Annotated in this window: 18 protein-coding genes and 1 rRNA gene; 12 read left to right on the forward strand and 7 right to left on the reverse strand. The window is 60.8% G+C overall.

Going from position 1 to position 24,429, the window contains the following annotated elements:
* Positions 1-4: 4 nt before the first annotated feature.
* The 4 genes from rrf to recD all read left to right on the forward strand — a co-directional run bounded on the left by rrf (position 5) and on the right by recD (position 9,519).
* Positions 5-120: ribosomal RNA gene (gene rrf, locus B0D71_RS06315) — 5S ribosomal RNA — on the forward strand.
* Between the two features lie 155 nt (positions 121-275).
* The gene (gene recC / locus B0D71_RS06320; protein ID WP_103394038.1) at positions 276-3,725 is read left to right on the forward strand and encodes an exodeoxyribonuclease V subunit gamma; all 3,450 of its coding nucleotides are present in this window, start codon (positions 276-278) and stop codon (positions 3,723-3,725) included.
* Positions 3,725-7,414 (forward strand): exodeoxyribonuclease V subunit beta, encoded by a 3,690-nt coding sequence (gene recB, locus B0D71_RS06325; RefSeq protein WP_103394039.1) that lies wholly within the window; start codon positions 3,725-3,727, stop codon positions 7,412-7,414. The genes recC and recB overlap by 1 nt, the downstream gene beginning before the upstream one ends.
* The gene (recD, locus tag B0D71_RS06330; protein WP_103394040.1) at positions 7,411-9,519 is read left to right on the forward strand and encodes an exodeoxyribonuclease V subunit alpha; all 2,109 of its coding nucleotides are present in this window, start codon (positions 7,411-7,413) and stop codon (positions 9,517-9,519) included. The genes recB and recD overlap by 4 nt, the downstream gene beginning before the upstream one ends.
* Before the next feature lie 4 nt (positions 9,520-9,523).
* Here the strand turns inward: recD and B0D71_RS06335 are convergent, their stop codons facing one another.
* Positions 9,524-10,474, reverse strand: a complete 951-nt coding sequence (locus tag B0D71_RS06335) for a LysR family transcriptional regulator (protein WP_103394041.1) — start codon at positions 10,472-10,474, stop codon at positions 9,524-9,526.
* Positions 10,475-10,637: 163 nt separating this feature from the next.
* Here B0D71_RS06335 and B0D71_RS06340 point away from each other — a divergent pair, with 163 nt between their 5' ends.
* Together B0D71_RS06340 and mmsB are read left to right on the forward strand one after the other, a co-directional pair.
* Positions 10,638-12,164, forward strand: coding sequence for a CoA-acylating methylmalonate-semialdehyde dehydrogenase (locus B0D71_RS06340; protein WP_103394042.1), 1,527 nt, complete (start codon positions 10,638-10,640; stop codon positions 12,162-12,164).
* Positions 12,165-12,174: 10 nt separating this feature from the next.
* Positions 12,175-13,062: a 3-hydroxyisobutyrate dehydrogenase gene (mmsB, locus tag B0D71_RS06345; protein ID WP_103394043.1), complete on the forward strand. Its 888-nt coding sequence runs from the start codon at positions 12,175-12,177 to the stop codon at positions 13,060-13,062.
* Positions 13,063-13,302: 240 nt separating this feature from the next.
* Here mmsB and B0D71_RS06350 read toward each other — a convergent pair whose 3' ends face one another.
* The 4 genes from B0D71_RS06350 to B0D71_RS06365 form a co-directional block, all read right to left on the reverse strand.
* Positions 13,303-13,647, reverse strand: a complete 345-nt coding sequence (locus tag B0D71_RS06350; protein WP_007900627.1) for a cupin domain-containing protein — start codon at positions 13,645-13,647, stop codon at positions 13,303-13,305.
* Between the two features lie 106 nt (positions 13,648-13,753).
* The gene (locus tag B0D71_RS06355) at positions 13,754-14,125 is read right to left on the reverse strand and encodes a MerR family transcriptional regulator (RefSeq protein ID WP_103394044.1); all 372 of its coding nucleotides are present in this window, start codon (positions 14,123-14,125) and stop codon (positions 13,754-13,756) included.
* 49 nt (positions 14,126-14,174) lie between these two features.
* Positions 14,175-14,753, reverse strand: a complete 579-nt coding sequence (locus B0D71_RS06360; protein ID WP_103394045.1) for an NAD(P)H-dependent oxidoreductase — start codon at positions 14,751-14,753, stop codon at positions 14,175-14,177.
* Positions 14,754-14,795: 42 nt separating this feature from the next.
* Positions 14,796-15,680 (reverse strand): LysR substrate-binding domain-containing protein, encoded by an 885-nt coding sequence (locus tag B0D71_RS06365; RefSeq protein ID WP_103394046.1) that lies wholly within the window; start codon positions 15,678-15,680, stop codon positions 14,796-14,798.
* Between the two features lie 217 nt (positions 15,681-15,897).
* On the opposite strand from B0D71_RS06365, the gene B0D71_RS06370 reads away from it, so the two are divergent.
* A complete protein-coding gene (locus tag B0D71_RS06370) occupies positions 15,898-16,662 on the forward strand; it encodes a sulfite exporter TauE/SafE family protein (protein WP_103394047.1) in 765 nt (254 codons plus the stop codon).
* Here the strand turns inward: B0D71_RS06370 and B0D71_RS06375 are convergent.
* The gene (locus tag B0D71_RS06375; RefSeq protein ID WP_103394048.1) at positions 16,652-16,966 is read right to left on the reverse strand and encodes a putative quinol monooxygenase; all 315 of its coding nucleotides are present in this window, start codon (positions 16,964-16,966) and stop codon (positions 16,652-16,654) included. The genes B0D71_RS06370 and B0D71_RS06375 overlap by 11 nt on opposite strands.
* Positions 16,967-17,129: 163 nt before the next feature.
* Between B0D71_RS06375 and mdaB the strand changes: the two genes are divergently transcribed.
* The 5 genes from mdaB (at position 17,130) to B0D71_RS06400 (ending at position 23,082) form a co-directional block, all read left to right on the forward strand.
* Entirely contained in the window at positions 17,130-17,720 is a 591-nt protein-coding gene (gene mdaB, locus B0D71_RS06380) for an NADPH:quinone oxidoreductase MdaB (RefSeq protein ID WP_103394049.1), read from the forward strand.
* A 228-nt stretch (positions 17,721-17,948) separates the two neighbouring features.
* Positions 17,949-18,860, forward strand: coding sequence for a LysR family transcriptional regulator (locus B0D71_RS06385; protein ID WP_103394050.1), 912 nt, complete (start codon positions 17,949-17,951; stop codon positions 18,858-18,860).
* Positions 18,861-18,963: 103 nt separating this feature from the next.
* Positions 18,964-19,857: an NAD-dependent epimerase/dehydratase family protein gene (locus B0D71_RS06390; protein WP_103394051.1), complete on the forward strand. Its 894-nt coding sequence runs from the start codon at positions 18,964-18,966 to the stop codon at positions 19,855-19,857.
* A 211-nt stretch (positions 19,858-20,068) separates the two neighbouring features.
* Positions 20,069-21,514, forward strand: coding sequence for a SulP family inorganic anion transporter (locus B0D71_RS06395; protein ID WP_103394052.1), 1,446 nt, complete (start codon positions 20,069-20,071; stop codon positions 21,512-21,514).
* A gap of 110 nt (positions 21,515-21,624) precedes the next feature.
* A complete protein-coding gene (locus B0D71_RS06400; RefSeq protein WP_103394053.1) occupies positions 21,625-23,082 on the forward strand; it encodes an N-acyl-D-amino-acid deacylase family protein in 1,458 nt (485 codons plus the stop codon).
* 173 nt (positions 23,083-23,255) lie between these two features.
* Here the strand turns inward: B0D71_RS06400 and gliR are convergent, their stop codons facing one another.
* A complete protein-coding gene (gliR, locus tag B0D71_RS06410) occupies positions 23,256-24,278 on the reverse strand; it encodes an AraC family transcriptional regulator GliR (RefSeq protein ID WP_103394054.1) in 1,023 nt (340 codons plus the stop codon).
* Positions 24,279-24,429: the final 151 nt, after the last annotated feature.

Raw genomic sequence — 24,429 nt, forward strand, 5'->3', positions numbered from 1 at the left:
ATTTCTTGACGACCATAGAGCGTTGGAACCACCTGATCCCATCCCGAACTCAGCAGTGAAACGATGCATCGCCGATGGTAGTGTGGGGTTTCCCCATGTGAGAGTAGGTCATCGTCAAGATTAAATTCCGAAACCCCTATCTGCGTATGCAGGTAGGGGTTTTGTTTTTGGCCGCAAAAAACTCATACAGCAATAGCGGACAGGTCCACGCTGTCACAGTCTCCCGACAATGCTAAGGTTCGCCCCTGGCGTTTGTATTTTCCAAGGAAGCCTTTATGCCGGACGCGACGTACCTCAGTGCTGGTTTTATGGTGGTTCACGGCAACCGCCTGGACGAGTTGCGCAGCCTGGTGGTCAGCTGGATGCGACGCTACCCGCTGGCTCCCCTGGAGAATGAAATTGCGTTGGTGCAAAGCAATGGCATTGCCCAATGGTTGAAGCTGGCACTGGCGGAAGATTCTGAAGAAGACGGCATGGGAGGTTGCGGCATCGCCGCGGCCATTGACGTGCAGTTGCCCGGCAGCTTCATGTGGCAGCTCTATCGTATGGTCCTTGGCCGCGACGAAATTCCGGTCAAGTCCCTGCTGGATAAAGCCCCGCTGACCTGGCGTCTGATGCGCCTGCTGCCGCAATTGATCAACCAACCGTACTTCGAGCCGCTGCAGCGTTTCCTGACCCATGACACCGATCTGCGCAAACGCTATCAATTGGCCGAGCGCCTGGCGGATCTCTTCGACCAATACCAGGTGTACCGAGCTGACTGGCTCGAAGACTGGGCCGAAGGTCGCCATCAAACAAGAAACGCCAGGGGCGAAGCGAAACCCCTGACTCCGGCCAATTGCTGGCAGGCAGAGTTATGGCGCGCACTCTTGCTGGATGTGGGAGAAGAAGGCATGGCGCAAAGCCGTGCCGGTGTCCATCAGCGATTTGTCGAGCGCATCAATAACCTCGAAGCAGCTCCCAAGGGACTGCCCTCACGAGTGATCGTTTTCGGGATTTCTTCGCTGCCTGCCCAAGCCCTGGAAGCACTGGCGGGACTGGCGCGATTCAGCCAGGTCCTGCTGTGCGTACACAACCCGTGTCGTCACCATTGGGCGGACATCGTCGCCGATAAGGACCTATTGCGGCATCAATACAAGCGTCAGGCGCGCAAAAGCGGCATGCCGGTAGTGATCGATCCGCAAACGCTGCACCAGCATGCTCACCCGCTGCTGGCCGCATGGGGCAAGCAGGGGCGGGACTACATCAACCTGCTCGACAGTTATGACGATCCCAACAGCTATCGCTCGGCATTCCGCGACGGTCGCATCGACCTGTTCAGTGACGGTCAGCCGTTGAATGTGCTCAATCAGTTGCAGGATGACATCCTCGAGTTGCGCCCCCTCAACGAGACTCGGGAACGTTGGCCGGCTATCGATTTGCAGAAGGACGAATCGATCCGTTTTCACATTGCCCATAGCGCCCAGCGAGAAGTCGAGATCCTCCACGATCAACTGCTCGCGCGCTTCAGCGCCGACCCGCAATTGCGCCCCCGGGACATCATCGTGATGGTTCCGGACATCGACAGCTACGCCCCGCATATTCGTGCCGTGTTTGGTCAGCTTGATCGCCAGGATCCGCGCTTCATTCCGTTTACCCTGGCTGACCAGGGCCAGCGTGGTCGCGATCCACTGCTGATTGCGGTTGAGCACCTGCTCAAGCTGCCTGACAGCCGATTCCCCGTCAGTGAAATTCTCGATCTGCTGGACGTGCCGGCACTGCGAGCCCGCTTTGGCGTCGAGGAGCGTGACCTGCCGACGCTGCACCGCTGGATCGAAGGTGCCGGTATTCGCTGGGGCATGAATGCCGAACAACGTGCCGGGCTGGGGTTGCCCAATGAACTGGAGCAAAACAGCTGGCGTTTCGGCCTGCGACGGATGTTGCTCGGTTATGCCGTTGGCAGCGCCGATGCTTATGAGGGGATCGAGCCCTACGACGAAATCGGTGGTCTGGACGCTGCGCTCATTGGTCCGCTGGTTGCGTTGCTGGACGCGCTGGAAGTGGCCCATCACGAACTCTCTCGGCCGGCATCGCCGGGGCAATGGGGCCTGCGCTTGCAGGCTTTGGTGCAGTTGTTCTTCCTTGCCGATGACGAACACGATGACTTCTTGCTGGCCCAGCTCGAAGAGCTGCGCGAGACCTGGCTCGAGACCTGTGAATCCGTTGGGTTGCAGGATGAGTTGCCGCTGACCGTTGTCCGTGAAGCCTGGCTTGCAGGTCTGGATCAGGGTCGTTTGTCCCAACGCTTTCTGGCCGGTGCGGTCAACTTCTGCACCTTGATGCCCATGCGCGCTATCCCGTTCAAACTGGTGTGCCTGCTGGGCATGAATGACGGCGATTATCCGCGCGCGCAGCCGCCGCTGGATTTCGATCTTATGGGCAGTGATTACCGTCCAGGTGATCGCTCCCGGCGTGAAGATGACCGCTATCTGCTGCTGGAAGCCTTGTTGTCGGCACGAGACCAGCTCTACATCAGCTGGGTGGGCCGCAGCATCCGCGATAACAGTGAGCGACCGGCGTCGGTGCTGATCGGCCAGTTACGCGACCACTTGGCCAGCGGTTGGCGATTGTCGCAAAGCGACAAGAATCTGCTTGAAGCCATGACCCGGGAGCACCCGTTGCAACCCTTCAGTGCCCGCTACTTTCACGAAGGGGATGAGTCGTTCAGCTACGCCACCGAATGGCAGGTCCTTCATCAGGCGGCAGAGCAACAGGCAAGCGCCGAAGTGCTCGAGGCTCATGTTCAGGACGAACCACTGAGTCTCGGTCAACTGCAGGATTTCCTGCGCAATCCGGTACGGCATTTTTTCAGCCAGCGACTGAAGGTTTTCTTCGAGGCGGCTGAAGTACCGTTGGCCGATGAAGAGCCTTTTGTCCTGGATGCCTTGCAGCGCTACAGCCTCAGCGACCGTTTGCTCGAAGCGGCGCTGGCGGATCCGGGAAACTCCGGACAGGCACTGGAGGATCAGGCGAAACGTTTGCAGAACAGCGGGCTGCTGCCCATGGCCGGATTCGGTGAATGCCTGCAGCGTGAATTGATCGAGCCATTGCCTGATTTGTTGCAGCGTCACCAACAGCTCCTGGCTTTGTGGCCAACACCGCTCAGCAGCGCCCTGCCCGTGAGCCTTGAACTGCAAGGCCTGCACATTGAGGGCTGGCTCAGCGGCCTGCATCAGCGCGCCGATGGTGGATTGCTGTCTATCACTACGATCCCCAACAGCATCGGCTCGATCAAGTCGCGCAAATGGCATCGACTGACACGTCCGTGGCTCACCCATCTGGTGGCTTGTGCCAATGGCATGGCGTTGACCACCGCACTGGTGGCCAGCGACGACAGTCTGTTGCTCGGACCGATGGACGAGTCCACCGCGCAGAAAATTCTTGGCGACCTGTTGATGGCCTGGCAGTCGGGTATGCGCCAGCCTCTGCCGATCGCTGTCAAGACAGCCTTCGCGTGGTTGGGGCAAACCGACCTGGTCAAGGCCGAGGTTGCTGCGCGCAAGGCCTATGAAGGTGATGGGCAGACGACAGACGGAGAGCGTCGCGAAAGCCCGGCACTGGCTCGCCAATTCGCCGATTACGATGCCTTGACCGCCGATGAGACGTTCCCCGATTGGTGTGATGCGCTCTATCGCCCGCTTCTTGAGGCACCCTGGCGATCACTGTCCAGCGAGGAGTCGCGTTGATGAACACGAAGACACCGCTGGCCCTGGCATTCCCGCTGCGCGGCAGCCAGTTGATCGAAGCGAGCGCCGGGACCGGCAAGACCTTCACAATTTCTGCGTTGTACCTGCGTCTGGTACTTGGCAATGGCGGGGAGGACAGTGGCTTCGGACGTGAGCTGTTGCCGCCGCAAATCCTCGTCGTGACCTTCACCGATGCCGCCACCAAAGAGTTGCGCGAACGCATTCGCACACGGCTCGCGGAGGCCGCACGATATTTCCGCGATGAAACACCGGCCCCCGACAGCTTGATTGCCGAGCTGCGCGATCAATACTTGCCCGAGCAATGGCCGGGGTGTGCAAACCGCCTGGATATCGCCGCCCAGTGGATGGACGAGGCGGCTGTGTCGACCATCCACAGTTGGTGCCAGCGCATGTTGCGCGAGCACGCATTCGACAGCGGCAGCCTGTTTACCCAGACCCTGGAAACCGACCACAGCGACTTGCTGGGGGAAGTCCTGCGCGATTACTGGCGGTTGTTCTGTTACCCAATGCAAGGCGACGCCTTGAATTGGGTGCGCAGCAATTGGGGTGGACCGGCAGCCTTGCTGCCGCGAATTCGTGCGCTGTTCGCCAGCGAGCGGGATGTGCTTGAAGGAAAAGAACCCGCTGAGGTGATTTCGCAATGCTTGCAAGAGCGACGGACTGCCCTGATCGAACTCAAGAAGCCCTGGCTGCAGTGGGCGGACGAGTTGCTTGCCATCTGTCACCAGGGCGTTGCCAGCAAGAGTGTCGACGGTCGCAAGATGCAGGCTCGCTATTTCGAGCCTTGGTTCGAAAAGATCAAAGTCTGGGCCGAAGACGAATCCCTTGAGCAACTGGATATCGGCACCGGTTTCACGCGGCTGACCCCGGATGGCATGGCCGAGGCCTGGAAGGGCGAAGCGCCTCGACATCCGGGTCTCGATGCGATGGCCGGCCTCAAGGCCTGTCTCGATGGGTTGCCAACGCCTGATGCGGCCGTACTGCAACATGCTGCCCGCTGGGTCGGGGCACGATTCGAGGAAGAGAAGCGCCGCCGTGCGGAAATGGGCTTCGACGACATGTTGCTGCGCCTTGATGCGGCCTTGCAGTCCGATGGCGGCGAGCGCCTGGCCACCCTGATTCGTGAACAGTTTCCGGTCGCCCTGATCGATGAGTTCCAGGACACCGACCCGGTGCAATACCGGATCTTTGAGAGCATCTACCGGATTGAAGAGAACAGCCCTGATTGCGGCCTGTTCCTGATCGGCGACCCGAAGCAAGCGATCTACGCTTTTCGCGGCGCTGACATCCATACCTACCTGCGCGCCCGTCAGGCCACCACCGGCCGGCTGCACACCCTGGGCACCAACTTCCGTTCAAGCCACGGCATGGTCAACGCAGTGAACCATGTGTTCGAGCGTGCCGAAGCGCGGGAGTCCGGACGTGGCGCATTCCTCTTTCGGGAGAAAGATGGCGACAACCCGGTTCCGTTCACGCCGGTTGCCTCACAAGGCCGTAAAGAAGTCTTGCGCATCAATGATCAGACCGTCCCGGCCTTGAACATCTGGCATTTGCCGGCCGAACAACCGTTGTCCGGCGCGGTGTACCGGCAACAACTCGCGGCTGCCTGTGCCAGTGAAATCACCGCGTTGCTCAATGGCGGGCAGCAGGGGCAAGCGGGGTTCACCCAGGACGGCAAAGACTTCAGAGGTCTGCTACCGGCGGACATCGCCATCCTGGTGCGCGACGGCAAGGAAGCGCAGGCTGTTCGCGCGCAATTGGCCGCCCGTGGCGTGCGCAGTGTTTACCTGTCGGACAAGGACTCAGTGTTCGCCGCGCAGGAGGCTCATGACGTACTGACCTGGCTCAAGGCCTGCGCCGAGCCGGATGTCGAGCGCCCGCTGCGGGCCGCGTTGGCCAGCATTACGTTGAACCTTTCGTTGATTGAGCTGGAACGGCTGAATCAGGACGAATTGGCCTGGGAATCCCGGGTCATGCAGTTCCGTGGCTATCGCGAAGTCTGGCGCAAGCAGGGCGTACTGCCGATGCTGCGGCGCTTGCTGCACGACTTCCGTCTGCCCCAGGCACTGATCGCCCGCAATGACGGCGAGCGCGTTTTGACCAACCTTCTGCACCTTTTTGAACTACTGCAACAAGCCGCTGCGGAACTCGATGGTGAGCAAGCCCTGATCCGGCACTTGTCCGAGCATCTGGCGTTGTCCGGCCAGGCCGGCGAAGAGCAGATCCTGCGCCTGGAAAGTGATGAGCAATTGGTCAAGGTCGTGACCATTCACAAGTCCAAAGGTCTTGAATACCCATTGGTGTTCCTGCCGTTCATTTGTTCCGCGAAACCGGTGGATGGCAGTCGCCTGCCGTTGCACTACCACGATGAATCAGGCCATGCCCAGGTCACGTTGAAGCCGATGGCAGAGTTGATTGCCCTGGCCGACGATGAGCGTCTGGCCGAGGATCTGCGCTTGCTCTATGTCGCCCTGACTCGGGCGCAACACGCCTGCTGGCTGGGGGTGGCCGATCTCAAACGCGGCAACAACAATGGCTCGGTGCTGCATCTATCGGCATTGGGTTATCTGCTGGGCGGTGGGGCTCCATTGGGCGATTCATCGGCACTGCAGCTTTGGTTGCGGGACCTGCAACAGGACTGCCCGGCACTGGCGTATGCGCAGATGCCTGAAGCGACAACAGAGCATTACCAACCACCGCAAAACGATGCGGCGCTACTGGTTCCGCTGATCCCGAAACGCAAGGCCAGCGAAAACTGGTGGATCGCGTCCTACAGCGCGTTGCGTATTGGCGACACCCTGAGTGTCGGCACGGACGAGGCACCGGAGAGCCCACAGGCGCAAAAACTGTTCGATGACGAACGCCTCGACCCGCAGGCGCCCAGAGAAGTGGTTGCCAGTGGCGGTGATATCCATCGTTTCCCGCGCGGCCCCAACCCCGGCACTTTCCTACATGGTTTGCTCGAATGGGCGGGAGACGAGGCCTTCATTGCGACACCGCAAGTTGTGACGGACGCGATTGCCCGTCGTTGCAATCGCCGGGGCTGGGAGGGCTGGATTACTACCTTGAGTGACTGGCTGCAGCATCTGCTCACGTTGCCGTTGCATTTGGGCGCCGGTCAGGCTCCGGTGATATTCGGCCAGTTGACGCAGTACCAGATCGAGATGGAGTTCTGGTTCGCCAGCCACAAGGTCGATGTGCTCAAGCTCGATGCGCTGGTGTGCCAATACACGCATAACGGCGTGGCCCGGGTGGCCGCGGAACCCGTGTTGCTCAACGGCATGTTCAAGGGCTTCATCGACCTGACGTTCGAACATGATGGCCGCTATTACGTTGCCGACTACAAATCCAACTGGCTCGGCGCCGATGATGCGGCCTATACCGCGCAGGCCATGGAACAGTCGATTCTCGACAACCGGTATGACCTGCAATACGTGTTGTACCTGTTGGCCCTGCACCGCCAGCTCAAGGTGCGGCTCGCCGATTACGACTACGACCGGCATGTCGGCGGTGCGGTGTACCTGTTTTTGCGGGGGACACGCTCGGCCAGCCAGGGTGTGTTTTTCGCCAGGCCGCCAAGAGAGCTGATCGAACGTCTGGACAGGTTGTTCCAGGGCAAGCCAGAACCGAAGGCCGAACCCGCCTGGGAGCAGGGAGTACTGTTATGAGTCGCACATTCGCCGATTTGTTGCCCACATCGCTGGCAGCCGAAAGCCTGGCCGATCTGGCACCGCTGAGTCGTGCAGACGACTTGCTCTTGTTGCTTACGCGTTGGGTCGAGCGCGGCTGGTTGCGCGCGCTGGATAAAGCCTTTGTCGCGTTCCTGCATGAGCTGGCTCCGGAGGATGATCCGCTGGTGTTGCTGGCAGCCGCGCTGACCAGCCACCAGTTGGGCCACGGGCATGTCTGCCTTGATCTGTTCGAGACCCTGAAAGAACCGGACTTCGCCCTGTCATTGCCACCCGAAGGTGACGTGCAAGGCGGTGCAATGCTGTTGCCGTCGCAATTACTCGGATCGCTGGAAGGTGCTCATTGGTGCAAGGTACTGGCCGCCAGCAACCTGGTCGCACTGGCCGCTGACAGTCGTGACAACGTACGCGACCGGCCTTTGGTGTTATCGGGAAAACGCCTTTACCTGCGCCGCTATTGGGCCTACGAGCGACGGATCGACCTTTCGTTGCGCGAGCGTCTGACGGAGCAAGAGTCCACACCGAACGACTTGCTCGAGCGCCTCACCGGTTTGTTTGGTCCTGCCCGCCCCGGTGAAGTGATCGACTGGCAGAAGCTCGCCTGTGCCCTGGCGACCCGCAGTGCCTTCAGCATCGTGACGGGGGGGCCGGGAACCGGCAAGACCACCACCGTCGTGCGCTTGCTGGCGTTGCTCCAGGCGCCGGCGGTCGAGGCCGGCATGCCCCTGCGCATTCGCCTCGCCGCGCCTACCGGCAAGGCCGCGGCGCGCCTGACAGAATCCATCAGCCAGCAAGTCCTGACCTTGAAGGTCGCGCAAGACGTTCGGGAAAAGATCCCGTCCGACGTCACCACCGTTCACCGTCTGCTCGGTAGCCGGCCCGGGACTCGCCATTTCCGGCACAACATGGGCAATCGCCTGCCGCTGGATGTGTTGGTGGTGGACGAAGCCTCGATGATCGACCTGGAAATGATGGCCAACCTGCTCGACGCTTTGCCAGCCCATGCGCGCCTCGTGCTGTTGGGTGACAAGGATCAATTGGCTTCGGTCGAAGCCGGTGCGGTGCTGGGGGATCTGTGTCGCGACGCGGAGGCTGGCTGGTACAGCCCGCAGACACGCCAGTGGCTGGAAGTCGTCAGTGGCGAAAACCTGCAGGCCAGCGGATTGCAGGAGGACACGCAGGGTACTCATCCACTGGCCCAACAGGTCGTGATGCTGCGCCATTCCCGGCGATTCGGTGAAGGCAGTGGTATTGGTCAACTGGCTCGTTGGGTCAACCAGCAGCAACCCGAAGAAGCCCGCAAGTTGTTGTCTGCGCGCAGCCATGACGATGTGTATTGCTTGTCCCTCAAGGGAGAGCAGGACCGGGCTCTGGAGCGCTTGCTTCTCGACGGCCATGGTGAGGGCCCGCAAGGTTATCGACATTACCTGAGCGTGCTGCGCAATCAGCGACCGCCACTGGGCAGCCCGCTGGACGATTCGCGCTGGACTGATTGGGCTCGAGAAGTGTTGCAGGCTTTCGACGCGTTCCAGTTGTTATGTGCCGTGCGCAAGGGGCCGTGGGGGGTGGAGGGCTTGAACCAGCGAGTGACGGACGCCTTGCTAAGGGCGCGACTGATCGACAGCGACCAACAGTGGTACGAAGGTCGCCCTGTCTTGATGACCCGCAACGATTACGGGCTGGGTTTGATGAACGGCGATATCGGTATTGCCCTCAAGCTTCCGGAGCAGGAAGGGCTTGAGACTGGAAAGCAGGTTCTGCGTGTGGCGTTCCCACGAAATGATGGCCAGGGTGGTGTGCGATTTGTCCTGCCAAGCCGCCTGAATGATGTCGAAACCGTGTACGCCATGACCGTGCATAAATCCCAGGGCTCGGAGTTTGCGCATACCGCGTTGATTCTTCCTGACGCGTTGAATCCGGTACTGACCAAGGAGCTGATCTACACCGGCATTACCCGGGCCAAGGACTGGTTCACCTTGATCGAGTCGCGTGCGGGCGTGTTTGAAGAGGCGGTGAAACGCCGGGTCAAACGCTTGAGCGGGCTGATGCTGGAGCTAAAGGAAGGCAGCGAGCCGACAGGCTGAAAGGTTAGTCAGCGGCAAACAACATCTCCCGACTTTCCCCCATCAACAGACCCTGATTCTGCTCGGTCACCTGGCGGATGTAATCCCACAACAGGGTGATCCGCTTGAGCTTGCGCAGGTCTTCGCGGCAGTACATCCAGAACTGTCGGGTGATGTTGATTTCCTGCGGCAGCACCGGCAGAAGGCGCGGGTCCTGAGTGGCGAGGAAGCACGGCAGGATCGCCAGTGAGCGTCCTTGCTGCGCGGCCACGAACTGGGCGATCACGCTGGTGCTGCGCAGATTGGCGCTGGCGCCGGGCAGTACGTTGGCCAGGTACAACAGCTCCGAGCTGAACGCCAGGTCGTCGACGTAACTGATAAACGAATGATTTGCCAAATCTGCCGGGCGGCGGATCGGCGGGTGGTTGTCCAGGTATTCCTGGGTCGCGTACAGCTGCAATCGGTAGTCGCACAGTTTGCAGCAGACGTACGGGCCATGCTCCGGGCGTTCCAGGGCGATGACGATGTCGGCTTCGCGTTTGGACAGGCTGATGAAGTGCGGCAGCGGCAGGATGTCCACCGAGATCGCCGGGTAGGTGTCGACGAAGTGGCTCAGTTGCGGCGTGATGAAAAAGCTGCCGAAGCCTTCGGTGCAGCCCATGCGCACATGACCGGACAACGCTACGCCGGAGCCGGAAACCTGCTCGCACGCCATGTGCAAGGTACTTTCAATCGACTCGGCATACCCCATCAACCGCTGGCCTTCGGCAGTCAGGACAAAGCCGTTGGTCCGGGACTTCTCGAACAACAATGTGCCCAACGCCGTTTCCAGGGAGCTGATGCGCCGCGACACCGTGGTGTAGTCCACCGCCAGGCGCTTGGCCGCGGTGCTGGCTTTGCGGGTGCGGGCGACTTCAAGGAAAAACTTGAGGTCATCCCAGTTCAACGAGCCAAGGGAGGTGATATTTTTTTGCATGTTGGACCGGTTTTTATGTGCGTTCTTATCAGAAGTTTGCACATCTATACTCCAAAAACAGTCCGACAACCAATTCGCGACGCACAGCTCATCTCAGGGCGACTATTTCGCCCCGGCTCCCAAGATAGCTCCCAATAAAAAAAGCAAAGATCTGGAGACCCACATGAACGTATCGCTTACGCCAAACGAAACCACCGTGCAGAAGGTCAAGCTGTTGATCGACGGCCAGTGGGTCGAGTCCAAGTCCACCGAGTGGCACGACATCATCAACCCGGCGACCCAGCAAGTGCTGGCCAAAGTGCCGTTTGCCACCGCCGAAGAAGTCGACGCCGCCATCAGTGCCGCGCATCGTGCCTTCCAGACCTGGAAACTGACACCCATCGGTGCGCGCATGCGCATCATGCTCAAGCTGCAGGCGCTGATTCGCGAACACTCCAAGCGCATCGCCGTGGTCCTGAGCGCCGAGCAGGGCAAGACCATTGCCGACGCTGAGGGCGACATTTTCCGTGGCCTGGAAGTGGTCGAGCACGCTTGCTCCATCGGCAGCCTGCAAATGGGCGAGTTCGCTGAAAACGTTGCCGGTGGTGTCGACACCTACACCCTGCGCCAGCCGATCGGTGTGTGCGCGGGCATTACCCCGTTCAACTTCCCGGCGATGATTCCGCTGTGGATGTTCCCGATGGCCATCGCCTGCGGCAACACCTTCGTGCTCAAACCGTCCGAACAGGATCCGATGTCGACCATGTTGCTGGTGGAATTGGCGATTGAGGCCGGCATTCCTGCTGGCGTGCTCAACGTCGTGCACGGCGGCAAGGACGTGGTGGACGGGCTCTGCACCCACAAAGATATCAAGGCGGTTTCCTTCGTCGGCTCGACCGCCGTCGGTACCCACGTTTATGACCTGGCCGGTAAACACGGCAAGCGTGTGCAATCGATGATGGGCGCGAAGAACCACGCCGTGGTGCTGCCGGACGCCAATCGCGAACAAGCGCTGAATGCGCTGGTGGGCGCCGGTTTCGGTGCCGCCGGTCAACGCTGCATGGCCACCTCGGTGGTGGTGCTGGTGGGCGCGGCCAAGCAATGGCTGCCGGATCTGAAAGCGCTGGCGCAGAAGCTCACCGTGAATGCTGGTAGCGAGCCGGGTACCGATGTCGGCCCGGTGATCTCGAAAAAAGCCAAGGCGCGGATTCTCGATCTGATCGAAAGCGGCATCAAGGAGGGCGCCAAGCTGGAACTGGACGGTCGCGAAATCACGGTTCCCGGTTACGAGAAGGGCAACTTTGTCGGCCCGACCCTGTTCTCCGGCGTGACCACCGACATGCAGATCTACACCCAGGAAATCTTCGGTCCGGTGCTGGTGGTGCTGGAAGTCGCCACCCTCGACGAGGCCATCGCCCTGGTCAACGCCAACCCGTTCGGCAACGGTACTGGCCTGTTCACCCAGAGCGGCGCGGCGGCGCGCAAATTCCAGAACGAAATCGATGTCGGCCAGGTCGGTATCAACATCCCGATTCCGGTGCCGGTCCCATTCTTCAGCTTCACCGGTTCGCGCGGCTCCAAGCTCGGCGACCTTGGCCCGTACGGCAAGCAAGTGGTGCAGTTCTACACTCAGACCAAGACCGTCACCAGCCGCTGGTTCGATGACGACAGCGTCAACGACGGTGTGAACACCACCATCAACCTGCGATAAGGAGCCGGACATGAAAATCGCTTTTATCGGTCTGGGCAACATGGGCGCGCCAATGGCGCGCAACCTGATCAAGGCCGGCCATGCGCTGCGCCTGGTTGACCTGAACAAAACCGTGCTGGCGGAGCTGGAGCAATTGGGCGGCAGCATCAGCGCATCGGCCCGAGAAGCGGCAGAGGGCGCCGAGATGGTCATCACCATGCTGCCTGCCGCTGTGCATGTGCGCAGTGTGTGGCTGGGTGAAGACGGCGTGCTCGCCGGTATCGGTCAAGGTGTACCGGCCGTGGATTGCAGCACCATCGATCCGCAGACCGCGCGGGACGTGGCCGCCGCCGCTGCCAAACAGGGCGTGACCATGGCCGATGCGCCGGTCTCTGGTGGCACCGGCGGTGCCGCCGCCGGGACGCTGACCTTCATGGTCGGTGCCACGCCTGAACTATTCGCCACTTTGCAACCGGTACTGGCGCAGATGGGCCGCAACATCGTCCATTGTGGTGAGGTCGGCACCGGGCAAATCGCTAAAATCTGCAACAACCTGCTGTTGGGGATTTCCATGGTCGGCGTCAGCGAAGCCATGGCGCTGGGCGATGCCCTGGGCATCGACACCAAGGTGCTGGCGGGGATCATCAACAGCTCCACCGGGCGTTGCTGGAGTTCGGAGATGTACAACCCTTGGCCGGGCATCGTTGAAACAGCGCCGGCGTCGCGTGGTTACACCGGCGGCTTCGGTGCCGAACTGATGCTCAAGGATCTGGGGCTGGCCACTGAAGCGGCGCGTCAGGCACACCAGCCGGTGGTACTCGGCGCAGTAGCCCAGCAGTTGTATCAGGCGATGAGTTTGCGCGGGGAGGGTGGGCAGGACTTCTCGGCGATCATCAATGGCTATCGCAAGCCGCAATAACGGTTGGTGGCAAGCGGGCTTTTGTGGCGAGGGAGCTTGCTCCCGCTGGTTCGCGAAGCGGACCCAAGTCCGCTCAGTGCGGTGTTTCAGGTGAATCGCGGTTGCTGATGATACGACTGCTTCGCAGCCGAACGGGGGCAAGCCCCCTCGCCACACAAGCTCGCTCCCACAGGGTACGGCGTTTACCTATAGCATTTTTGACCGGGAGATCACGTCGGGTGATCCCCCGGTTTTTTTGCATCAGGCAAACACGAAATACTTGCGCACGGTTTCCACCACTTCCCAGGTGCCTTTCATCCCGGGCTCGATGACGAAAATGTCGCCGGCGCGCAGGTGGATCGGCGCCATGCCTTCCGGGGTGATGATGCAGTAGCCTTCCTGGAAATGGCAGTATTCCCATTTCACGTATTCCACGTACCACTTGCCTGGCGTGCAGATCCAGGTGCCCATGATCTTGCTGCCGTCTTCGCTGGTGTAGGCGTTGAGGTTGACGGTATGCGGATCGCCTTCGAGTTTTTCCCATTTGCAGGCGTCGAGCACAGGCAGCGGGTGGGTGTCGCGAAGAACGGTAATCGGTGCGGTCATGATGACTCCGGGCAGTGGGCTCAAGAACTGAAGTCGCACCCTATAGCGCCTGACCGTGGGACAGTTGTCTGTGCTCGACACTGAGCTGTCCAGAAACGCACTGCTCTCAAAGACTGCTCAGTGGGCAGTCGAGCCTGGATTGTTCGAGGCTGTTTTCGAACTCGACCAATTGCGAGTGTTGTTGCGACAGCGCCGCGATCCGTTCGCCGATTTCCTGTTTTTTGCTGGCGATGACCTGATGTGCCCGCTCCCATGGCAACTGCGGGCCCTGATGTCCGGCGAAGGCGGACTGCAATTCCTTGAGTCTGAAACCCAGCTGCTGTGCACATTTGATGAAAATCAGCAGGTCGACGCTGTGCTGGTCATAGATGCGGTACTTGCCCTGACGTCGAGCGGCAGGCAGCAGGCCAATCGACTCATAGTGACGGATGCTTTTGACGGTTGTTCCGGAACGTTGCGCGGCTTGACCGATGTACATGGGAAGGTCCTTTTCTCCGAGGATAAAGATCAGCGCATTATCGACCGGCTCAAGCGCTGGCGATAGCTTCAGCTTGGCGTAACCAAGCCGCATGCCGGTCTGCGCTGGCGCCGAGAATTGGCCCGAAAGTGAGGGTTCGGGTCGGCTTGATGCCACAGAATTCCAGCGTGGTTTTGCGGACCTGATGCAAACCGGGCATGCGGTAGATCCATCGGTAGTACCAGGGCGGTGTGTCCATGGTCACCAGCAGGTGGGCGGTTCGGCCGCGCAGAAGTTTGTCGGGGAAGGCTTTGCCCTGGCGATACTTGAAGGCAAAACCGGGCAAGAACACCCGGTCGAAAAAGCCCTTGAGCAAGGCCGGAATTCCACCCCACCAGATCGGATAAACCAGCGTCAGCTGTTCGGCCCACAGGATATCGGCCTGGGCGTTACGCAAGTCGGTCTCGAGCGGCTGGACCTGCTGATAGCCTTCACGCAGCACCGGGTCAAAATCCAGGCTGCCGAGAAACAACTGCCGTACCTCATGCCCGGCGCGCACTGCCGACAGTGTGTAACGCTCGGCAAGGGCGGCGCAGAAGCTGTTGCTGGACGGATGCCCGAGGATCACCAGTATTCGTTTGCCCATCATCGCTGTCCTTGAAGATCAAACCTCAAGGATAAAGTCTGCCCCTCAGGGGAGAGTCAAGGCGTGTAGCAGGGCCTTGGCATAGCCGGGTAGTGCGGCGAAGTCCCGTGCGCAGAGCAACAGTTTGCGCTGACCCCAGGGTTCTTGCAGGGCGAGGCGTTTGAAGGACAGTGCACCTGACCCGCGTTCGACTGCGGCCAGCGGTACGATTGCCAATCCCGCCCCTCGGGCGACCATGCGCATCACGCCATCGAAACCGTCGGCGCGGATGCGAATTTGCATGCGCAGGCCGGCGTGCAGCGCCTGTTCCTCCAGGTACACCGCCAAGGCGCTGTTGGCATTCAGGCCGACATAGTCGTGATGCAGCGTGTCGGTGAAGCTCACTGAGGCCGCCTGTGCCAGGGGATGTTCGCGGGGCATGATCAGCACCAACGGATCATCGCGGAACGGCCGGGTCTGCAAGTCATCGGTGTCCACCGCGTCGGAAACGATGCCGAGGTCCGCCGCGCCTTGGCGCAAGGCGTGGGTGATGCGGGTGCTGGGCAGTTCCTGCAGGTCGATGTCGAGGTTGGGCTGGCTGCGCAGGAAGTCTGCGAGCAACTCCGGCAGGTACTCGGTGATCGCCGTGGTATTGCACAGCAGCCGCACCTGGCCTTTGACGCCCTTGGCGTATTCGGCCAGTTCCTGTTGCAGGCGTTCGGCCTGTTGCAGCAGTACTCGGGCGTGACGGGCCAGGGCATTGCCGGCCGGCGTCGGGCTGACCCCACGACGATTGCGCTGAAGAAACTCGACGCCCAGCGACGCCTCCATGGCGCGAATTCGCGCGCTGGCCGCCGCGAGTGACAAATGACTGCGTGCGGCGCCAGCGGTGATGTTGCCGGTGTCGAGGATGTTCAGGTACAGGCGCAGGTCGGTCAGGTCGAAGTGCATTGCAGCAACCTCTGGATGTGTGTTGTCTGGGAGGCCGCCATCGCGAGCAAGCTCGCTCCCACAGTGGTTATGTGTCGTTCACAAGTCCTCTGAGGGAGCGAGCCTGCTCGCGAAGGGGCCAGTCGCTGCAACGAAATACCATGCCTCTGTCAAAGCAAGAGGCAGCCTCAGTATATGGCAGATTTTCAATCAACCCTCGCGGGCTCACCATAGCCCCATGAATACACTCTCGGCGTTCTATCAAAATCTCGGCCTGGCCCTATCATTGCTGGTGATCGGCACCTTTGTGCTGGCCGGCATGATCAAGGGCGTGATCGGTCTCGGCCTGCCAACGGTCGCGATGGGCCTGCTTGGTCTGGCTATGGCACCGACGCAGGCTGCGGCGCTGCTGATCATTCCGGCGACGCTCACCAACGTCTGGCAACTGGCATTCGGCGGGCATTTGCCCGGGCTGGTCAAACGACTGTGGCCAATGCTGTTGGCGATTTTTCTTGGCACCGGGGCGGGCACGTTGTGGATCGGCATGAGCGGTGGTCATTGGGTGGTGCGGGGGTTGGGGGCGGCATTGTTGCTGTATTCGCTCAGCGGTTTGTTCTTGCCGACTTTGCACGTGGGGCGGCGCAGCGAACGCTGGCTCGCGCCACTGTGCGGCATGCTGACCGGTGTCATCACTTCGGCCACCGGCGTGTTCGTGATTCCGGCGGTGCCGTACCTGCAAGCGCTGGGTTTGAGCAAGGACGAACTGGTGCAGGCGCTGGGCCTGTCGTTCACCGTTTCGACCCTGGCCCTGGCCGGTGGCTTGCTATGGGGCGGCGCTCTCGGTGGGGGCGAGTTGAGCGCGTCGCTGCTGGCGCTGATCCCGGCCATGCTCGGCATGTGGCTGGGGCAATCGCTGCGCCAGCGGATCAGCGCCCTGTGGTTCAAGCGTGTGTTTTTCGTTGGCCTGGGTTTGCTCGGCGGCCACCTGTTGATCAGCGGCTAGCGGACGACGGGCTGATCATGTCGATGGCGCGGATCTCGAAGTCCCGCTCCAGGTATTCATCGCGCTGCTCGAGGAACTGCTTCATGTGCGGCAGGTTCGAGTGCACGTCGAGGTGGGCCTGGGATTGCCAGATCTCGTAAAAAGTGAACAGGGTCGGGTCCTGTTTGTCGCGCAACATGTGGTACTCGATGCAGCCGGGTTCGGCTCGGCTCGCTTCCACGTAGCCGCTGAAAAATGCTTCGAAGGCGTCGGATTTTTCCGGACGGGTCTTGGCGTGCAGGATGAAACCCTGGATTTCACTCATCAACATCTCTCCTAAAGTCAGAGTTGGCGCCAGTCTAAGGCAACAATCGCCTGTTGATTCGTGCTTGTAGGTCAAATGAATTTTGCCAAATCGAGGCTTATTCCGCGCGAGCCCGATCGGTACTCTGCCGCCATTGAATTCCCGACCCTTCCCGAGATCTCCCATGAAAAAAGTCCTGTTGCTCAATGGCGGCAAACAATTTGCGCACTCCGACGGCCGCTACAACACCACCCTGCATGAAGCCGCGTTGAGCGTGCTGGATCGTGGTGGCATGGATGTCAAAACCACCTTCATCGACGAGGGCTACGATGTTGCCGAAGAAGTGGCCAAGTTCCTCTGGGCCGACGTGATCATCTACCAGATGCCCGGTTGGTGGATGGGCGCGCCGTGGACCGTGAAGAAGTACATCGACGAAGTCTTCACCGAAGGCCATGGCAGCCTCTATGCCAGCGACGGTCGCACTCGCTCCGACGCCTCGCAGAAGTACGGCAGCGGCGGCCTGATTCACGGCAAACATTACATGCTGTCGCTGACCTGGAACGCCCCGCAGCAAGCCTTCGACGACCCCGCCGATTTCTTCGAAGCCAAAGGCGTGGACGCGGTGTACTTCCCGTTCCACAAAGCCAACGAGTTCCTTGGCATGAACGGTCTGCCGACGTTCCTCTGCGTGGACGTGATGAAGCGCCCGAACATCGAAGGCGACGTGGCGCGTTATGAGCAGCATTTGAGTGAGGTGTTTGGCCTCAAGGCTTGACTGTCAGCTACTATCGAAAGCCTGAGTCTGTGTGCGGGCTTTTGTGGCGAGGGGGCTTGCCCCCGTTCGGCGGCGAAGCCGTCGTAAAATCGATATACGCGGTTTATCTGAACCTGCGTGGGTACCGGTTATGGGTCCGCTTCGCGAACCAACGGGGGCAAGCCCCCTCGCCACAATGGTTTCTCTGGGTTCAGAAGAACGGCGCAGCACTATCGATAAGGGACACACGTGAAAGCCAGATCCGATGAATTGCAGGTTTTCGTCTGCGTGATTGAATGCGGGTCGATTTCTGCGGCGGCCGAGCAGGTCGGGCAAACGCCTTCGGCGGTCAGCCGTACGCTGTCGCGGTTGGAGGCCAAGCTCGACACCACCTTGATCAATCGCACCACACGGCGCATGGACCTGACCGAAGAGGGCAAGTATTTCTTCGAGCACGCCAAGCGGATTCTCGATCAGATGGACGAACTCGAAGAGCGCCTGTCATCACGTCAGCAAACGCCGTCCGGGCGTTTGCGTATCAACGCGGCATCGCCTTTCATGCTGCACGCCATCGTGCCCTACATCGATGAGTTCCGCAGGCTTTACCCCGACATCCAGCTCGAACTCAACAGCAATGACCTGATCATCGACCTGCTGGAGCAGAGCACCGACATTGCCATCCGCATCGGCACCCTGACCGACTCGACGCTGCATGCCCGCTCCCTGGGTTGCAGCCCGCTGCACATCGTCGCCAGCCCGGCGTACCTGGAAAAACACGGCACACCGCAAGCCGTGGCTGACCTGGCCGACCATACGCTGCTGGGGTTCACCCAGAACGAAGGCCTCAACCAATGGCCGCTGCGTTATGTGCATGGCGATCGCTGGCCGATCCAGGCGTCGATCAGTGCCTCCAGCGGCGAGACCATCCGCCATCTCGCACTGGAGGGACAGGGCATCGCCAGCCTGTCGCACTTCATGACCATCGAAGACATTCGTGCCGGACGCTTGAAAGTGTTGCTGGGCGAATTCAACAGTGGCTATCGCCAGCCGATCAACGCGGTGTACTACCGCAATTCGCAGCTGGCCCTGCGGATTCAATGCTTCCTGGACTTTATCCAGGGCAAGTTGGCAGGTTATGCGAGCGCAGATTTCAAAGGCTGATTCGTGACTCCTGCGCAAAAGTGAATTGGGTCAAAGGGCATTTTTCGGCAGTGATCGCTCCTTGATACTCCTTGCATCGCTAATCCACGCAGGGAGTTTCTCCATGAACGTATTCGTTACCGGCGCTGCCGGTTTTATCGGCGGTTCCATCGCCACGGGCCTTGTCCAGGCCGGCCACAACGTCACCGGCCTGGTACGCAGCGCCGAACAAGCAGATGAACTGCGTGCACTGGGAATCACTCCGGTGATCGGCACTCTCGATGACTCCGCCCTGTTGGCCGATCAGGCGCTGGCTGCGGACGCTGTGATCAACGCGGCCAGCAGCGATCATCATGGTGCGGTGGAGGCCTTGCTCGATGCCTTGCGCGGTTCTGGCAAAGTGTTCCTGCACACCAGCGGTTCAAGCATCGTCGGCGATGCCTCGGGCGGCAAATCCAGTGATGTCATCTACTTCGAAGACAACCTGCCGGAACCGACCGTCGACAAGGCCGCGCGCGTGGCCATCGACAACCTGATCCTGGCGGCGGCCATGGATGGGGTGAATTCGGCGGTGATCTGCAACACCTTGATCTATGGCCACAGTCTGGGTGTCCATCGCGACAGTGTGCAGCTGCCGCGCCTGCTCAAACAGGCGCGCAAAAGCGGTGTGGTGCGCCATGTCGGCACGGGCCGGAACATCTGGTCCAACGTGCACATCGAGGACGTGGTTGCTCTGTACCTGCTGGCGCTGACTGAGAACGTACCTGGCACCTTCTACTTCGTTGAAAGCGGTGAAGCGTCGTTCATCGACATGACCACCGCCATGGCCCATGCGCTGAACCTGGGCGAACCGCAAGACTGGCCGCTCAAGGACGCCGAAGACGAGTGGGGCTATGAAATGGCCAACTATGGCCTGGGCTCCAACAGCCGGGTTCGCGGCAAGCACGCACGGGAGTTGCTGGGCTGGGTGCCGAAGCGCACGTCGGTGGTTGAGTGGATTCGCGACGAGATGGTGTGAGTTCGCTTTAGACCGCGTTGCGACTTTCGCGAGCAGGCTCGCTCCCACAGGGGAATTGCGTCGTACACAGATTTTGTGACCGGTGTAGATCAAATGTGGGAGCGAGCCTGCTCGCGAAGCTTTTTCAGCGACCCATTAACTGGCCGGTCGGCCCCCGATTCCGTAACATCCGCACACTCTTTTCTCGTCTCTCCCTGTGTGCGGTCCCCCCATGAAAGCAAAACGTCTACGCGCCGATGTCCTGGCCGGACTTACCACTTCCTTCGCCCTGCTGCCCGAGTGCATCGCGTTCGCGCTGGTGGCCCATCTCAATCCGCTGATGGGGCTCTACGGCGCATTCATCATCTGCACTCTCACCGCGCTGTTCGGCGGGCGGCCGGGCATGGTCTCCGGCGCGGCCGGCTCGATGGCCGTGGTGATCGTTGCGCTGGTGGTGCAACACGGCGTGCAGTACTTGCTGGCCACGGTGTTGCTGGGCGGGCTGATCATGATGGCGTTTGGGCTGCTCAAGCTCGGCAAACTGGTGCGCATGGTGCCGCACCCGGTGATGCTCGGCTTCGTCAACGGCCTGGCGATCATCATTGCCCTGGCGCAAATGGAGCACTTCAAGAACGGTGAGGCCTGGTTGAGCGGTACGCCGCTGTACATGATGCTTGGCCTGGTCGCAGTGACCATGGCCATTGTCTACGTACTGCCGCGTCTGACCCGCACAGTGCCGCCAGCGCTGGTGGCGATCCTCGGCGTGGGCCTGGCGGTGTATCTACTCGGCCTGCCGACCCGCACCCTGGGCGACATGGCGCACATTGCCGGTGGTTTGCCGACCCTGGCGCTGCCGGACATTCCTTGGAATCTGGAGACCCTGCGCATCATCGCGCCCTACGCGATCCTGATGGCGCTGGTCGGGTTGCTGGAAACCCTGTTGACGCTGAACCTCACCGACGAAATCACCGAGAGCCGTGGTTACCCGGATCGCGAGTGCGTGGCGCTGGGGGCGGCGAATGTGGTGTCCGGTGCGTTCGGCGGCATGGGCGGTTGCGCCATGATCGGCCAGACCGTGATCAACCTCAGTTCTGGCGGTCGTGGGCGTTTGTCCGGGGTGGTGGCCGGGGTGTCGATCCTGCTGTTCATCCTGTTTCTGTCGCCGCTGATCGAGCGCATTCCGCTGGCGGCGCTGGTCGGGGTGATGTTCGTGGTGTCGCAACAGACCTTCGCCTGGGCCTCGTTGCGGGTGCTGAACAAGGTGCCGTTGAACGACGTGCTGGTGATCATCGCGGTAACGGTGATTACCGTGTTCACCGACCTGGCCACCGCGGTGCTCTGCGGGATCATCATTGCGGCGCTGAACTTTGCCTGGCAGCAGGCCCGGCAGCTATACGCCGACAGTCATCTGGAGAACGACGGCAGCAAGCTGTACCGGGTGCATGGCACGCTGTTTTTTGCCTCGACCACACCCTTTCTCAATCAGTTCGATCCGGCCAATGACCCGGCGCAAGTGACCCTGGATTGCCAGCACCTGAGTTTTGTCGACTACTCGGCCATCGCCGCGCTGGGCACCTTGCGCGAGCGTTACGCCAAGGCCGGCAAGCACCTGCGGGTGCTGCATTTGTCCGAACGCTGCAAGAAATTGCTCAAGCGCGCGCGGATGCAGCACGACTGAAATCAAACAGGCAGGTGCGATGTAAATCCGCCTGCCTGGTCTGCGGCGGATCAAACTTGCCCTCGACGAATACCGCGGCGGCGACGACAACTTGCCGCTGGGAGACTGACATGCAGTACGACACGCTGATTCGCAACGCCCTGATCATCGACGGCAGCAACAGCCCCGGTTACCCCGCCGACGTGGCCATTCTCAATGGGCGCATCGAGCGCATCGGCGACTTGCGCGATGCCCGCGCCAGCGAAGAAATCGACGCGCAGGGCCACGTGCTGGCGCCGGGTTTCATCGACGTGCACACCCATGACGACACCGTGGTGATTCGTCAGCCGCAGATGCTGCCCAAGCTCAGCCAGGGCGTGACGACGGTGATTGTCGGCAACTGTGGGATCAGTGCTTCACCGGTGAGTTTGCGTGGCGATCCTCCGGACCCGATGAACCTGCTCGGTACGGCAGCGGCGTTTGTGTATCCAACCTTCCGCGACTACCGCGCAGCGGTCGAAGCAGCGAATACCACGTTGAACGTTGCCGCGCTGGTCGGTCATACGGCGCTGCGCAGCAATCATCTGGACGACTTGTTCCGCACTGCCAGCGCCGACGAAATCGCCGCGATGCGCGAGCAACTGCGCGAGAGCCTAGAGGCCGGTGCGCTGGGTCTGTCCACGGGCCTTGCCTATGCCAGCGCGTTCTCGGCGTCGACCGATGAAGTGATGCAACTGACCGAGGAGTTGACCGCGTTCGGGGCGGTCTACACCACTCACTTGCGCAGCGAGTTCGAACCGGTGCTGGAGGCCATGGACGAAGCCTTCCAGATTGGCCGCCATGCACAAAGCCCGGTGATCATTTCCCACCTCAAATGTGCCGGCGCCGGTAACTGGGGGCGTAGTCCGCAACTGCTGGCATCGCTTGAGAAAGCCGCGCAAACCCACCCGGTTGGCTGCGACTGTTATCCCTACGCCGCGAGCTCATCGACCCTGGACCTCAAGCAGGTGACCGATGCCCATCGCATCACCATCACCTGGTCGACCCCACATCCGGAAATGGGTGGCCGCGACCTGATGGACATCGCCGCCGAATGGAATCTGCCATTGCTGGATGCTGCTCGCCAACTGCAACCAGCCGGTGCGGTGTACTACGGAATGGATGAGGCGGATGTGCGCAGAATCCTCGCGCATCCGCTGTCGATGGTCGGCTCCGACGGCTTGCCGGAAGACCCGTTCCCACACCCACGCCTGTGGGGCGCATTTCCGCGGGTGCTCGGACATTTCAGCCGTGATGTAGGACTCTTCCCGCTGCACACCGCCGTACACAAAATGACCGGCTTGTCGGCGGCACGCTTTGGTTTGAAGGCGCGCGGTGAAATCCGCGAAGGTCATTGGGCCGACCTTGTGCTGTTCGATCCGGCGACTGTCCGCGATGTCGCCGATTTCAACGATCCGCAACGGGCAGCCCAAGGCATCGAGGGCGTATGGGTCAACGGCGTGTTGAGCTACCGCGATGGCCAGGCCAATGGGCGCAGGGAAGGGCGGTTCCTGGCTAGGGAAGGGAATTTGCGTACGGGGTTTCAGTGAGTTTCTAATGCTGCTCAATCATGTAGGAGCGAGCCTGCTCGCGATGGTTGTTAACGAAGACGCGTGCCGTCTGGATAAACGCGGCGCTCTTTTGTCCATCGTCGGAACGCCGCCCGGAGCAAGCTCCCACAGGTCTTTCAGTGTCTGGGAGCAACTCGATCAGCCCTGAACCTTCAGCCTTCGCTCCGGTGGGTTTGGCGAAACTCGCCAGGCGGCATCCCGCGCCGGCTTTTGAACGTGCGGTGAAACGAGCGGGGTTCGGTGAAACCCAGGTACTGGGCAATGTCCTGGATCGGCAGGGTGCTGTTGAGCAGGTAATGCTCGGCCAGTTCCTGGCGCAGGTCATCGAGGATCTGCTGGTACGACGTACCGGCCTGGTGCAACTGGCGTTGCAGCGTGCGCACTGACACGGCGAGTTGCTCGGCCACCTGCTCCTTGCGTGGCAGGCCTTCCTTGAGCAACTGGCGCAGGATGCTTTTGACCCGCTGCTGCAGCGATGCATCCTCCAGTGTGGCCATCAACCCCAGGGCATGTTCTTCCAGTGTGCGCAGCAATTGTGCATCGGCCTGGCGCAAAGGCAACTGCAAATACGGCAACGGGACAATCAGCGCCGAATAAGGCTGGTCGAACAGCACCGGACAGTCGAAGAACTGCTCGTACTGTGCCAGCGTCGTGTCGGCCGGACAGGCATGCTCCAGCCAGACAGCGGCCGGCGACAGTTGCGTGTCGGCGATCCAGCGCGCGTATTGCAGCCAGGAACCGAGCACGTTTTCCACCAGGTGCCGGCGAATTCGCGGGCGTTGATGGCGGCATGTCCAGATCAGGTGCACGTTGCTGCCTTGCACCTCGGCGCGGCTGACGCCCATGTCTCCCACCAGCTTCTCGAACGGCATGATGCGGCTCATGGCGTCGCCCAGTGTCGCGCAGTTCATGGTGATGTAGCCCAGCACGCTCCAGGAGTTGGGCAACACAAAACGCGCGGCGTTGAGACCGAACAACGCATCGCCCGAGTGTTCGCAGAAATATTCGAGCAGCCGTTCATGGGCTTCACCGGGCAACCGCAGGCTGTTGTCACTCAATTGCTGTGCCTGCAACCCGGCAGCCGCCAACGCAGGCTCGATGGCCATGCCCAGTTGTTCGGCGTGACGCAGGTATTTGAGCAGCGGCGGAACTGAAGTGAAGCCGAGCGATTGCATGATCGTTTCCTTTGATCAAGGCCCGCGTGCGCGGATGAATGCCCTGAAAGGTAATTTGAAACCACGGCTAAAGTAAATGGCTGACGCCTGCGCGACGTTTGACTCAATTGGCTACTCGAACTGGCCGGATGCGACCGTGACACTTTCCGGC

This window comes from Pseudomonas laurylsulfativorans, assembly GCF_002906155.1.
Lineage (GTDB): Bacteria > Pseudomonadota > Gammaproteobacteria > Pseudomonadales > Pseudomonadaceae > Aquipseudomonas > Aquipseudomonas laurylsulfativorans.

Coding starts and splice junctions, on each gene's coding strand:
- recB (WP_103394039.1), top strand. CDS start 3,725: ATGAACACGAAGACACCGCTGGCCCTGGCATTCCCGCTGCGCGGCAGC.
- B0D71_RS06390 (WP_103394051.1), top strand. CDS start 18,964: ATGAACGTATTCGTTACCGGCGCTGCCGGTTTTATCGGCGGTTCCATC.
- B0D71_RS06365 (WP_103394046.1), bottom strand. CDS start 15,680: ATGCACTTCGACCTGACCGACCTGCGCCTGTACCTGAACATCCTCGAC.
- recD (WP_103394040.1), top strand. CDS start 7,411: ATGAGTCGCACATTCGCCGATTTGTTGCCCACATCGCTGGCAGCCGAA.
- B0D71_RS06355 (WP_103394044.1), bottom strand. CDS start 14,125: ATGTACATCGGTCAAGCCGCGCAACGTTCCGGAACAACCGTCAAAAGC.
- mmsB (WP_103394043.1), top strand. CDS start 12,175: ATGAAAATCGCTTTTATCGGTCTGGGCAACATGGGCGCGCCAATGGCG.
- gliR (WP_103394054.1), bottom strand. CDS start 24,278: ATGCAATCGCTCGGCTTCACTTCAGTTCCGCCGCTGCTCAAATACCTG.
- B0D71_RS06395 (WP_103394052.1), top strand. CDS start 20,069: ATGAAAGCAAAACGTCTACGCGCCGATGTCCTGGCCGGACTTACCACT.
- B0D71_RS06340 (WP_103394042.1), top strand. CDS start 10,638: ATGAACGTATCGCTTACGCCAAACGAAACCACCGTGCAGAAGGTCAAG.
- B0D71_RS06400 (WP_103394053.1), top strand. CDS start 21,625: ATGCAGTACGACACGCTGATTCGCAACGCCCTGATCATCGACGGCAGC.
- B0D71_RS06360 (WP_103394045.1), bottom strand. CDS start 14,753: ATGATGGGCAAACGAATACTGGTGATCCTCGGGCATCCGTCCAGCAAC.
- B0D71_RS06350 (WP_007900627.1), bottom strand. CDS start 13,647: ATGACCGCACCGATTACCGTTCTTCGCGACACCCACCCGCTGCCTGTG.
- B0D71_RS06370 (WP_103394047.1), top strand. CDS start 15,898: ATGAATACACTCTCGGCGTTCTATCAAAATCTCGGCCTGGCCCTATCA.
- B0D71_RS06375 (WP_103394048.1), bottom strand. CDS start 16,966: ATGAGTGAAATCCAGGGTTTCATCCTGCACGCCAAGACCCGTCCGGAA.
- mdaB (WP_103394049.1), top strand. CDS start 17,130: ATGAAAAAAGTCCTGTTGCTCAATGGCGGCAAACAATTTGCGCACTCC.
- B0D71_RS06335 (WP_103394041.1), bottom strand. CDS start 10,474: ATGCAAAAAAATATCACCTCCCTTGGCTCGTTGAACTGGGATGACCTC.
- recC (WP_103394038.1), top strand. CDS start 276: ATGCCGGACGCGACGTACCTCAGTGCTGGTTTTATGGTGGTTCACGGC.